The 13,178-nt window shown below is 37.1% G+C and carries 11 protein-coding genes; 1 reads left to right on the forward strand and 10 read right to left on the reverse strand.

What is annotated here, in order from left to right:
* Nucleotides 1-86: 86 nt before the first annotated feature.
* On the reverse strand, nucleotides 87-620 hold the full coding sequence (gene ytfJ, locus BN1082_RS21605; RefSeq protein ID WP_090638104.1) for a GerW family sporulation protein: 534 nt from the start codon (nucleotides 618-620) through the stop codon (nucleotides 87-89).
* A 17-nt stretch (nucleotides 621-637) separates the two neighbouring features.
* Complete coding sequence (locus BN1082_RS21610; RefSeq protein ID WP_090638106.1) at nucleotides 638-1,336, reverse strand: DUF2953 domain-containing protein; 699 nt, start codon at nucleotides 1,334-1,336, stop codon at nucleotides 638-640.
* Between the two features lie 200 nt (nucleotides 1,337-1,536).
* Between BN1082_RS21610 and BN1082_RS21615 the strand changes: the two genes are divergently transcribed.
* Nucleotides 1,537-2,340, forward strand: coding sequence for an NAD kinase (locus tag BN1082_RS21615; protein ID WP_090638109.1), 804 nt, complete (start codon nucleotides 1,537-1,539; stop codon nucleotides 2,338-2,340).
* A gap of 40 nt (nucleotides 2,341-2,380) precedes the next feature.
* Here BN1082_RS21615 and rarD read toward each other — a convergent pair whose 3' ends face one another.
* The 8 genes from rarD to BN1082_RS21665 form a co-directional block, all read right to left on the reverse strand.
* Nucleotides 2,381-3,310 carry an EamA family transporter RarD gene (rarD, locus tag BN1082_RS21620; protein WP_090638112.1) on the reverse strand — a complete coding sequence of 310 codons (930 nt, stop codon included), beginning with the start codon at nucleotides 3,308-3,310 and terminating at the stop codon, nucleotides 2,381-2,383.
* Between the two features lie 156 nt (nucleotides 3,311-3,466).
* Nucleotides 3,467-5,053, reverse strand: coding sequence for an acyl-CoA synthetase MbcS (gene mbcS, locus BN1082_RS21625; RefSeq protein WP_090638114.1), 1,587 nt, complete (start codon nucleotides 5,051-5,053; stop codon nucleotides 3,467-3,469).
* A gap of 158 nt (nucleotides 5,054-5,211) precedes the next feature.
* A complete protein-coding gene (locus tag BN1082_RS21630) occupies nucleotides 5,212-5,409 on the reverse strand; it encodes an alpha/beta-type small acid-soluble spore protein (protein WP_090638117.1) in 198 nt (65 codons plus the stop codon).
* Between the two features lie 338 nt (nucleotides 5,410-5,747).
* Nucleotides 5,748-6,953: a tRNA uracil 4-sulfurtransferase ThiI gene (gene thiI, locus BN1082_RS21640; RefSeq protein WP_090638119.1), complete on the reverse strand. Its 1,206-nt coding sequence runs from the start codon at nucleotides 6,951-6,953 to the stop codon at nucleotides 5,748-5,750.
* A 2-nt stretch (nucleotides 6,954-6,955) separates the two neighbouring features.
* Nucleotides 6,956-8,098, reverse strand: coding sequence for a cysteine desulfurase family protein (locus BN1082_RS21645; protein ID WP_090638123.1), 1,143 nt, complete (start codon nucleotides 8,096-8,098; stop codon nucleotides 6,956-6,958).
* 163 nt (nucleotides 8,099-8,261) lie between these two features.
* Nucleotides 8,262-9,947 carry a septation ring formation regulator EzrA gene (gene ezrA / locus BN1082_RS21650; protein WP_090638126.1) on the reverse strand — a complete coding sequence of 562 codons (1,686 nt, stop codon included), beginning with the start codon at nucleotides 9,945-9,947 and terminating at the stop codon, nucleotides 8,262-8,264.
* A gap of 510 nt (nucleotides 9,948-10,457) precedes the next feature.
* Entirely contained in the window at nucleotides 10,458-11,090 is a 633-nt protein-coding gene (refZ, locus tag BN1082_RS21655) for a forespore capture DNA-binding protein RefZ (protein ID WP_090638129.1), read from the reverse strand.
* 388 nt (nucleotides 11,091-11,478) lie between these two features.
* On the reverse strand, nucleotides 11,479-12,891 hold the full coding sequence (locus BN1082_RS21665; RefSeq protein WP_090638494.1) for a sensor domain-containing diguanylate cyclase: 1,413 nt from the start codon (nucleotides 12,889-12,891) through the stop codon (nucleotides 11,479-11,481).
* Nucleotides 12,892-13,178: the final 287 nt, after the last annotated feature.

Below are 13,178 nucleotides of genomic sequence, written 5' to 3' on the forward strand. Positions count from 1 at the left end.
TTCAGAATCTTTTTTGCAATGAATTAATCTTAGCATGCATGAAAAAAGTTAACCTTCCTAATAATTGGGAAGATTAACCTCTATTTTTATAAATTAAGGTCTAATTTAGGACCTTGCTGCTGGCTTCTTGTATGGGAAGTATTCGTTTTACCTGTTTGCGAATCATTTTGTTTGTTAGAGAACATTTGTTGAATTTTGTCAACTGCTTGCGGGGCAAGCTCTAAAATTTTCTCATACAAATGGGTGCTCTCATCTAAATGCAGCATTCTTACTCCTTGTGAATTGACAATTAAAAAAGCAATTGGGGTTATGGAAACTCCACCCCCGCTACCGCCGCCAAATGGTAGCTTTGGCTGCCCTTGACTCTGACCCTGATTTTGCCCTTGACCCTGGCCTTGGCCTTGATTTTGGCCCTGACTTCCTCCGGATTGTGACTTAGATTGATCAAGATTAAACTCGCTTCCTCCTGCAGCAAAGCCGAATCCAACCTTGGATACTGTTAAAATAACACTACCATCCGGAGTTTCAACAGGGTCTCCAATAATCGTATTGACATCAATCATTTCTTTCAAGCTTTCCATTGCAGTTGTCATTAATCCTTGGATTGGATGATCTGACATAGCTGTTTCCTCCTCTTTCAAACGGATTTAGTTTTTTCCTTTGAAAAATTGGTGTTCGTCTTAATTTGCTGACGTTCGCCTTTCCAGAATTTAATCAGTTTTAATCCTGCTAAAATAGCATGCCCGATTCGGAACTGAAAAATACATGATAAACGAGTTTGGATGAGGGCTAATTGAAATTGGGGTGTCACCGATAAATTTGGTATTTGCTTCAATTTTAAATAATGGCTTAAAAGACCTACAATACTCCCTTTGATAGTCCAAATAGCTCCAGCAATAATCCCGGTTTGAGCTGCGTCTCCAACTCCAATCATTGTATGCCATTCGAACTGTTTGACGGAAACCTTTTCGAAAAACTTTCGGACAATGATATTTAATTGGAAGACACGCTCAATAAATTCTTTTGTATTTTTCAAGGTCTTCATTAGATCATCTTTGCCGATCTGATGTACTTTATGTTCCGGTTTTTTTCCTTCATTAGAAGAATTTCCTGTTTGTGAATTGCTTTTTGCAACCAAGCTTGGTGAATTGTCATCAATTTTTATTAATGGAAAATTTTTTTTATATTTAATTAATCCAAACCAAATCCTAAATTCAATCGTTAGATTATCGTTGTCATTATGATGAAAATAATTTAAGAAAATAGTAAGTTTAGTAAAAATGATCAGGATGAATAGAAACAAAAGACAACCAAAGGTAATCAGTAGCCAAATCACATTTGTTCACAACCTTTCAGCTTACTATTATCGCCTTTTAGAAAAAAAATAAACCTTTCCCACAGATAAAAGGTTTATTCTTATAAAAATTTGTGACCCTTGAGAACTGAATATGGAAAATGTTACACTTTATTTAAAGTAATACTTTTTTTAGGAATAATTATGTTTACCAATTTCCATTTGAACTGGGGGTATATACGATGGAAGAAAGGCGATATATTTATTTTTACCACAAAAAAGACCCTGACATGCTTGAGAAGGTTGCTCCTATTTTTGAAATGGCGGAGCGCTATGATTTTACAATTGTAAATGATTATCGGAAGGCCAATATTATTGTGAGTGTTGGTGACGATGGTGCCTTTCTTCAGGCAGTTCGAAAAACAGGGTTCCGGGATGATTGTCTTTACGCAGGTATTTCCACACATCATAATTTAAGTATGTATTGCGATTTTAAATTGAATGATACGTCCAGGATGATAGAAGGAATTGCATCGAATGAAAATATAGAAGTCCGCCGTTATCCAACTATTGAGGTCACAGTGGATAAGCAAGGTACCTTCCAGTGTTTAAATGAATTTAGTATCCGCTCCTCCATCATTAGGACGCTTGTCCTTGATGTGTTTGTGGACCAAATTCATTTTGAAACCTTCCGTGGAGATGGCTTAATTGTTTCAACACCAACAGGTAGTACCGCTTATAATAAATCAGTTAACGGTTCTGTAGTTGATCCCCTGATTCCATGTATGCAGGTGAGTGAGGTAGCATCTGTTAATTCAAACCGATACCGTACTCTCGGTTCTTCCTTTATTTTAGGAAAGGGACGAACTCTTTCGCTTAAAGTCATCTCCGAAGGCAATGATCACCCGACAATGGGGATGGATAATGAGGCATTGAGCATCCGTCATGTCGACAGAATTCATATCAAAATTAGTGATAAGCAAATCAAAACATTAAAACTTAAAGACAACTCTTTTTGGGACAAAGTGAAAAGAACATTCTTATAAAATGAAAGGCTGCTCGAGAAAGATACGGGCAGCCTTTTCTTTATCCATTAATATTTTCTCTTTGCCTTTTCATACCTATACTAGAAAATAGTTTTGTTTTGGAAAGGGAAAATACAGTTAAAGCACTCCAAATGAATAAAAAGGAGATCAATTGGAGCTTTGAAAATTGTTCATGATACATAAAAACCCCTAAAATTAAAGTGATTGTTGGTGAGATATACTGAATGAATCCAAGTAAGGATAACGGAATTTTTTGTGCCCCTTTAGCAAAATAAAGAAGCGGAACGGCTGTTACAGCACCTGCACCAATTAAGAGCAAATCAGTTCTAAAGGGAGCCGATAAAAAAGTATTGGATCCGTTATAAAATAAGAATCCCATATACATAACTGCAATTGGTGTGACAACAAGTGTTTCTAATGTTAGTCCAACGGCAGAATCAACATTAATTAACTTTTTAGCTAGCCCGTATAAACCGAATGATAGTGCTAAGACAATCGCTATCCATGGGAATTGTCCGTGTGCCATGGAAATAATCAATACACCAATCGCTGCTAATAGAAAGGATACGTATTGGGGTGCTGTTAATTTCTCCTTTAAGACAATCATACCTAATATAATACTGATTAGTGGATTGATATAGTAGCCGAGGCTCGCTTCAACCATATGACCGCTATTAACCGCCCATATATAAGTAAACCAATTTAGGCTGATTAAAAACGATGCCATAATCAGGGCATACATTTGTTTTTTATTGTGAGCAAACCCTTTAAACGTAAGGATAAACAATCCCCACTTTTTAGTTATTAAAAGCACTACCACCATAAAAACAAATGACCAAAAAATACGGTTTGCAAGTATTTCCTGTGGATTAACATGAGAGAGAAACTTCCAATATATCGGCAGTAGTCCCCATAATATATAGGAAATTCCTGCATGCACAGCGCCTGTCTGTACTTCACTTTTTTTCATCTGCTCGCGATCCTCTATTCTTTCTAGTTTCGAAATAATTCTTATTATATCGTGAAAACTTTGAAAAAGGGTAATTATTTAACTTCCGTGTTTTTCCTTTTCTCTGTAAGAATGTGAAAAGGCAGACGGTAAACCGTCTGCCCATACAATAAAAAATTATTTGTTTCTTGTCGCTTCTAATTCTTGTTGACGAAGCTCAACCCGGCGAATCTTTCCAGAAGTGGTTTTCGGAAGCTCTGTCAAATACTCAATTTTTCTTGGATATTTATACGGAGCTGTAAGTGCTTTTACGTGCTCCTGCAATGTTTTCGTTAATTCAGAATCATTTGGATTGACATCCTCTTTTAGAACAACAAATGCCTTTACGATAAAGCCTCGGATTTCATCAGGGCTGGCGACTACTGCACATTCCCTAACATATGGATGTTTAACAAGAGCATCCTCCACTTCGAATGGTCCAATCGTATAGCCTGAACTGATAATAATGTCATCATTACGGCCCTCAAACCAGAAGTAGCCTTCCTCATCCCGTTTTGCTTTATCCCCCGTTACATAATAATCACCGCGGAATTGCATCGCAGTCCTCTCAGGGTCTTTATAATAATTTTTAAAAAGGGCAGGAGTCTCCACATGAACGGCAATATCACCAACTTCTCCTATAGGGCAAACTTCGCCATCTTCATTAATGATTTCCACTCTATTACCAGGAGTTGGTTTACCCATTGAACCAGGTTTTAGTTCCATACCCTTCGTAACACCGATAAGAAGGGTATTTTCGGTTTGACCATAACCGTCACGGACATCGACATTGAAATATTTTCTAAACGTATCGATGACCTCTCTGTTTAACGGCTCGCCTGCTGAAACAGCACTATGAAGGTTAGGCAATTGGTATTCACTTAGGTTATCGACTTTAGCCATTATCCTATATTCAGTTGGTGTACAGCATAGGACATTCACCTCGTATTTTTGGAGAAGACTCAGGTACTTTTTTGCTTCAAATTTACCATTATATACTAAACCGGTCGCACCCGACCCAAGCACTGATAAAAATGGGCTCCAAATCCACTTTTGCCACCCTGGTCCAGCCGTTGCCCAAACCGTATCACCTTCTTCAATGCAAAGCCATTTAGGAGCTGCTGTTTTTAAGTGAGCAAAGGCCCAGCCATGTGTGTGGACAACCCCTTTTGGATTTCCGGTTGTTCCAGAGGTATATGATAAAAATGCCATATCATCACGAAGCGTTTCGGCAATCGGAAACTCTTCTGATACTCCCTGCATTAGTTCATCTAAACAAAGCCAGCCTTCTTCCTTTGCTCCTATGGTAAATTTAACGAGCGGATGAACTGCCTTACAATTTTCAAATTGATCCACATAAGGATAGTAACTGACTACTGCCTTTACTTCACCATGTGAAATCCTGTATTGTAAATCCTTTTCCTTTAACATTTCTGAGCTTGGAATAACGACCATTCCCGCTTTAAGGGAAGCTAAATAAACAATGTATGCTTCAATAAGGCGTGGTACGATAACGAGAACAACATCGCCTTGTTTTAATCCATTTTGAATAAATACATTACCAACTTGATTCACTTTTTTCATTAGATCTTGGTATGTAACCTGCTTTGTTTCGCCAAATTCATTTTCCCATTTTAAAGCTAGTTTGTTTGGATCCTTAGCAAAACGCTCCACTTCAGAAACAAGATTATACTTTTCAGGCGCTATTAAATCTTCCCTTTTCATCCTTCTCCCCCTTATTTGTGTTATGTATCCTCAAATATAATTATACAAAATTATTTAAAAATTTTAAAATATTATTCTTTAAGAATTTTTAAAAAATATTTTTTTAAAAAAAGAGGACGGGAATAAATCCCATCCTCTGTAGCCATATTATTTATTTGTTAACGAGACATTCCACCGCCAAGTTGTGACTCAGCCATTGAAACCAAACGCTTAGTGATCTCACCACCAACTGAACCGTTAGCGCGTGAAGTTGTGTCTGCTCCAAGTTGTACGCCAAATTCAGTAGCAATTTCATATTTCATTTGGTCAAGAGCTTGCTGAACACCTGGTACAATTAATTGATTGTTGTTTGCCATTTGATATCACCTCCTTGTGTGTATAGAATGTGTAAAACACACAAGGTTCATTCTAGATATCGTTTGGTAATTGTTCACAACATTTTCACAAATTACTTTTTAATAATCCTGTGTTAAAGGTCATTGTTGATTTTTGAAACTATGTTGATTGGAGCGGAAGGCGCGAGACTCCTGCGGGAGTACGGGGCAGGGGAGACCCCACAGGCGCTTAAGCGCCGAGGAGGCTCCCCGGAACGCCCGCGGAAAGCGAAGCGCCTGGAGCGCAAATCAACAGGCAAGTTTAACACAGCCTTTAATAAAAATCTCACTTTTTAAGGCGAGATGAGCAATTCCTTTACCTAAAATAATTCACTAAATTCCGATAATTGTTTGCTATTCGGTTTAATAATTATTGATTCTGTCTCTTGAATCGCTTCCTGCAACAATGGCTCAAAATCATAAAAGCTTTCGTAATAATTGACCTTTTCTCTACGTGGTTTTGTCTTAGGAGAAGACGGCACAAAAATCGTACAGCAATCTTCAAACGGGCGAATGGAAATATCATGAGTATCAATTTCCTTCGCAATTTTTATGATTTCCGTTTTATCCATCGTAATTAATGGACGTATAATGGGCGTATTGGTTACCTCATTAATCGTAAACATACTTTCAAGTGTCTGACTAGCCACTTGCCCAAGGCTTTCCCCTGTTATAATCGCAAGTGCCTCCTGTTTTTCCCTGAGCTCATCAGTAATCCGCAGCATAAAGCGACGCATAACAGTCATCGAATAGTTTTCCGGAATTTGTTCATGGATGGCCTGCTGAACCTCTGTAAATGGAACAATGTGTAAAGTTATTTTTCCAGTGATTTCTGCCAGTTTCTTTGATAAGTCGATTACTTTTTCCTTTGCTCTTTCACTCGTAAAAGGCGGGCTAAAGAAATGCACCGCTTCAATCTCCAATCCCCGCTTCATTGCTAAATACCCTGCCACAGGACTATCAAAACCACCTGAGAGCATAAGCATTGCTTTTCCACTCGATCCGGCAGGTAGCCCTCCGGTACCAAAAATCGTTTCACAGGAAAGGTAGACCGCTTCTTTTCTGACTTCTATTTGTAAATTGATATCAGGATTTTTTACATTTACCTTAATTCCTGGAATGTGTTTTAAAATATGAGCTCCAAATTCCTGATTGATCTCATTTGTATCTAGCTCAAACGTTTTATCACTTCTTTTAGCAGTTACTTTAAAGGTATTCCCTTCTTTGTAAAAGCTGGATACTAATTCTAGAGCAGCATCCTTCATTTCATTTATGTTTCGTTCCACTTTAATAGCAGGACTAAAGGAATGTAATCCAAATATTTTCTTTAAAATTGGGATAATTTCTTGCTCGTTTTCACCATTTAATACAACATACATCCGGTCACGGCTGACCTCTAATTTTATTTTTGGAAAAGCTGAAAGAGCATTCTTAACGCTTTTTCTCAATTTATCAATAAATTTATTTCTGTTTCTGCCTTTGGTTGTAATTTCCCCATAGCGTACTAATATTCGATCAAAATTCATTTTTAGTTCAAAACCTTTCGTAAGTGTTTTACAGTTGCTTCAACTGTTGCGATGAATGCTTTAGCTTCATCTATTGTATTATTAAATGACAAACTAATTCGGATAGCACTGTCCGCTAAGCTTTCTGAAACCCCCATCGCTAGAAGGGTTTTACTTGGTGATTTCCGTTTTGATGAACAAGCACTCGTCGTCGATACAAAAATCCCCTTATCTTCAAGTGCATGAATTAATACTTCGGATTTTACCCCTTGTAAGGAGAAATTCATGATATGTGGTGCCGAATTTTCAACAGGAGTGTGAATTTGGAGACCTTCAATCCTATTCAAACCCTCTCTTAGAATTTGCTGAATTTCCCTCATTCTTCCCATACCTTGTTCACTTTTTGACAGTGTCATTCGGAGTGCTTTAGCCATAGCAACGAAACCAGCGACATTTTCAGTGCCGCTGCGGATTTTCCGTTCTTGATTACCACCAGAAAAAAGCGGCAGAAGTCTAACACCATCCCGAATAAAAAGCACTCCTGTTCCTTTTAACCCATGAAATTTATGGGCTGAAAAAGAGCATAAATCCACCCGATTCTCATTTAAAGACTGAGGAACTTTCCCGATTGCTTGGACTGCATCCACGTGAAATAATATGTTAGGATATTTTTTTAACATGTTTCCAATTTCTTCAATTGGTTGAACCGCCCCAACCTCATTATTCACATGCATGATAGAAATAACGGTGGTATCCTTTCTTATCGCTTTTTCAACATCAGCTACTTGAACTCTTCCATTTTTATCGACCGGTAAGAAGGTAATCTCGAATCCCTCTTGTTTAAGTTGTTCCATGGCGGATCGAACAGATGCATGTTCGACATTTGTTGTAATCAAGTGCCGCCCTTTGCTTTTATGCATCAAAGCTGCCCCTTTGATTGCAATATTATTGCCCTCCGTCCCACCAGATGTGAAATAAATTTCTGATGATTTAACTTCTAACAACATCGCAATCTGTTCCCTTGCTTGCGTAAGCAGCTTTTCTGCCTGAACTCCGAAACGATGTAAAGAAGATGGATTTCCAAAAAATTCATTAGAAACTGTTACAAAAGAATCTAAAACCTCTTTATATGGTTTTGTCGTCGCACTATTATCAAAATAAATCATTTTTATTAGCTCCTTTAAAACCTCAACCATTATCCAACAATAAATTTTATCATACATCAATAGAAGTGATAATGCATTACTCTTAGTAACTTCTGCTAAGAAAACTTTGAACAGTAAAAAACCGATCTAGCTTATGGCTACAATCGGTTTTTTTAAGTTAATTCTATTCAGCTACCGTTGCTTTTATTTTCTTCAAGGCTTCCGGGTCAATTCGCTCGATTGATGTCGCAGCTTGCTCTATTGCTTCTTGATAATCAAATTGTCTAAATGCCCTTTCTGCTTCCAGCAAGCCTTTCGCTACAGAAGGGTATTGGCTTCGATAACGATTTCCATATTGAATTGCTTTTTCAGCTAGCATGACATTTTCAACAAGTTCAATAGTTGTATTCGTTAATTTTTCCACCGTTAATACAGCTATTTCCAAATATTGATTTAGTGCAGAAATAGTAAGCGGGTTTTCTTCAAGCTGGTATTTCACATTTTGTATACTGTCTTTCGCATCCTCAACTAAATATTTATAGTCATTAGGTAGTCCCGGGATATTACTTTTAGTGACAAGTCGAAGAGCTTGGCCAACTTTTTTGGTTAATTCCTTAACTTTTTCTCTCGCTTCCAATTCATCTTTTCTGAGTGCTTGAAGTTTTAAGGCAAAGCTTTGCTGCTCATCTCGAATCGCATCTAGCTGATCTTTTAAATCTCGTACTTCCTCACTAATAGCCGATTGGGCCGTTTCATTCATCTTTAATTTTTCTACTAAGATCGAATAATGTTTATAAACAGTTGAGAGCTCTCTTTCAAGATTCCTCTGGATTTCAAAATCAGAATCGGTTAATTGATAGCTTTGCTGCACATGAGTAACTTCATTAGACAGATTCTCATTCTCTTTGGTGGCTTCAGTGAGAAGATCACTCGTAATTTTTTCGTTTTTTAACACAAAATGCTTGGCAAGAACCTCTTTTTCTAATAAATCAAAAAGAATGTCAATTCTTTCCTTCACTTCTTTTATTCCTTCTCCTGCCTGATCAACATCATTTTCTTCAATTAGAGCATGATAGTTCTTCAAATTCTCTTCTAATTGTGTTATTTCTTTTTCAAGTTCTAAATGGTCTAAATAATAGCCTTGCCCTTCCATTTCACGATATCCTTCTTGAACTTCCGAAAGCTGGCTTGGAATAATGGACTGGCATTCAATTAATAATTGCGGGATTAAATCCATTTTATTCTTAATGGACGTTAATTGGGCATGAATAGTCAAAACGACTTCACGTGCTTCCAAATAGTCCCCCTGTTCCGTTTTTTCAGCAAATTCACGAAATTTATTTGTGACATCATCCAATTGAGCTTCCAATTGTTTCTCGGCATTTCCAAAGGTGAGTCGGTGCGCTAGAAGCATTTTTTTTGTTTCTCGATAAATCTCCTTTAGCTGCTCCATTTCAATCCTATTTTTTTCCTCACTGCCTACAAGCTCATGTAACTCTTCTAAAATATTCTTAATCTGATTTTCCGTTTCCAGAAGTTTTTTCTCTATTTCCTGTTGCGTTGCCTTTGCTTTCCTAAATTTATAACGATCTATGTATTCTTCAGCATCAAACAACATATCTTCCAAGCTTGGGAGCTTTACGGTTACCACATCATCCCATTGATTTCGCCAGTCTTCGAATAACTTCTCTGTTTGGCCAATCATATTTAACTGCTTCACTTTTGCCATTTCATCCAATATGGGGCGATTGAATAAATCAATTTTCCATGCTTCCAAGCGATCCATTTCTTTAAAATACTTTTTCTTAATTACATATCCAACCAAAAAAACGGCAAATAGTAGGATGAATATTCCAATAATATATATCAACTATAAGTCCCCCGATCCGAACCAAATTGTTTCCATTACCGCATCTATTTAAAAAATATAAAATACTCTCATCAATGCTATTATGATACCATGTAAACGACATTTTTTGACTATTAATTTCAATTTTATTGTAAAAAGATATCAAAATATAGCGTTTTCCCTTTAAAACAGCATAATGGATGATTTATAAGAAAAATGACCGATTGCAAGTCCATTAAGACGGTCCATAAGACGTAGTTGAATACATGCGAAAAAGGAAAGTATTAATTGGGGAAATTTTATACTGCCTCTTAGCAAAAGGCTTTGTTAAAGCTCATTGTTAATTTTGCCACTATGTTGATTGGAGCGGAAGGCGCTCGACTCCTGCGGGAGTACGGAGCAGGGGAGACCCCGCAGGCGCAATAGCGCCGAGGAGGCTCCCCGGACCGCCACTAGAGCGGAAATCAACAGACAAGTTTAACAAAGCCTATCAAAAAAAGAAAACTCGCCGATTTGACGAGCTCCTTTCTTTTAATTTATCATAACCTCCTTGGTTTTAATGCTCGCCACTGAAAGATTATGCTCAATCCAACTATTGATTGCACGTAAATACTTTTGCTCAAAAAACGGTTCATTAGGAAAAATGAATAACACTTCTCGGATATAATGGGCATTCATGAAGGGCATTGTTAAATACCCTTTTAGCTGAATCATTAAATATGGAATAGAATGGGGACGGAATTCATTCCATTCGAATCCTCTTTCAAATATTTTTTGGAAATAAAATTTTTCTTTTAAAGAATAGGTCGTCAATATTTCCCGTACAATTTGCGAATTCATTGACATTTCTCGATACACCACACTAGCCAGAAGAATATTTTCACATTGAAAATGAAGCAAATTGGCAACAATACGCTTCAAACATGCCTTTGCCCCCTGATCAATTTGAACATATGCCTCCTCAATTAAATGTGTATATTGTTCAAAAAAGCTCGTAAAGCAATATTCCAGCAGGCCTTTTTTATTCTCAAAATGATATGCTATAGTAGCCGGATTTACTTTAGCCAGTTCCGCTATATCTCGAATGGATGTTCCCGAGTACCCGTTTGAATTAAATAATTCTATCGCAGCCTTAACAATTTCACTCTTCGAATCTTTCTTCATCCATTTTCCCCCTTAAGGTACTACGTACGTTTCCCCTTTCCCTTAAAATTCTTTGAAGTTATCTTGATTCCTTTAAGAAAATGTCGACTAAGTCTGCTAAAGTTCTGCAAATTTCACAAAAATAGAAAATGAATTTTAAGAAGAAAAGGTGAAAAAACATGGTAAATGTCGAAAGTATACAGGTAACCGCGAAAAAAAATTATGAGATTTTCGATCAGATCCAAAAATTGATTAAAAGTGCCTCTATTCTCTTTGTCCAGCTTCAGCGCCTAGGAGCTCGGGTCATAAACCAATCCGTCCTGAAGGTTAAAAAGCGACCTTCACGCCGGCTCGTCTTATGCCTGTCGCTCCTGACCAAGACACTTCCGCTTTTCTTATGGGGAGTACCTCAACTTGCTCGGATGCTATCTATTTGAGTAACGACTCTATTTTTTCCAGTACCCTTTGCGATATATAGTGCATCATCTGCTCGTTTAAATAAATAATTATAGGTATCAAGACGGTCTTTATTCCAATAGGAAACACCACAGGAAACGGTTATGGTCGGATTAGAGCAATCCGCAATCTTTTCAACTAATCTTTTAGCAATGCTTACCCCAGCCTCCATCGAAACCTTAGGCAAATAAATTGCTAATTCTTCGCCCCCCCATCTTGCTCCTACATCATTTCCACGAATATTGGCTTTTATCAAATTTGCCACTTGAATAAGAACATTATCTCCTACTTGATGACCATATGTATCATTCAAATCCTTGAAGTTATCGAGATCAATCAAGATAAAAGTCCCTTCCTCATCCTCTTTCATCGACCGTTGAATTTTTTCGTCCAAATAATTACGAGAATGTAATTTTGTTAAATGATCGGTGATAATCATTCTTTCCAGTTCTTCTCTTAGCATAGAATTAGTCAAAGCAAGTGAAGAATGGTGAATGAGTGACTGCATAAGTTTAAAGTTGTCAAAGGAAAAGAAAAAAGCCTTTTGATGCATAACAATCGAGAAGCCTTTCAAAATCTGGCTTTGAATCATTGGTATAGCCATGATTGAGTGAAAATTCACCATATCCTCTATCGTAGGAAGATTTAAATCGCCAATAAAAAGGGATTTGTTATCTGTTTGGATTTTCCCAATAATATAATCGACATAGAGTTTAGCTTGTTTTGAAAAAAAGAAAGCAGTAGAACCAGGTAATACCTTTGGTCTACCTTGATTCTCAGTTAGAAGAAAAAAACCAACCTCCTGTGCGGCAAAGCATTGTTTCATTTGTTTTGACATATAGGTCATCGTTTCTGCCAGCCGTAGATTTGAATTTAATCTATGCGAGGTTTCGTTGATTATTTGCAAATTATTAATTTCCTGTAATGACTTTTGGTATCGATGAGCATTCTCTAGTGCATTACCAGCAGAGTTAGCTAATAAAGCGATTAGCTCAATATCACTTTCTGGAAAGTTAAGCGTATCGGAGGCAATTATTTGCATTACTCCATAGACTCCTTGCTTCCCTTTCAATGGTACGTAAAGAATGGATCGATTTTCAGCAAATGATTCCTCCATTTGAATGTTACCTGAGACGAATGCATTGATAGCCGTAATATTCTCATTTTCATACTCAGGGTCTATGATGGGAAGTTCACTTTTGCTGTAATGGTCATGAGTAAGAAGTAAAAAATTAGAATAGAGTGGAAGAATCTCTTGAAAGGCTATTAAGACTTCATCCAACACCACATCCTTGTCCAATGTTGTATGAAATTTCTCCGTTACTTTAATTAATTCCTGGTATCGATTTGCTTCAAACAATTTCATCACCAATTCTTTATAATTCCAAATATATACATCATAGCCTAATTATAGATAAATTTAGTCAATTTTTGAAACAAAATTGAGAAATTTTTAAATTTTATTCAAAATTTTTATTTATCCATCCATTATGGTTTTACAATAGGTTCTTTTAAACATGTTTGTTGATTTCCGCTCTAGTGGCGGTCCGGGGAGCCTCCTCGGCGTTTTAGCGCCTGCGGGGTCTCCCCTGCCCCGTACTCCCGCAGGACGTTGAATCATCATCCTTGAATTAACACCGCACGAAGGAAATG

Source organism: Neobacillus massiliamazoniensis (assembly GCF_001048695.1).
Taxonomy (GTDB): domain Bacteria; phylum Bacillota; class Bacilli; order Bacillales; family Cytobacillaceae; genus Neobacillus; species Neobacillus massiliamazoniensis.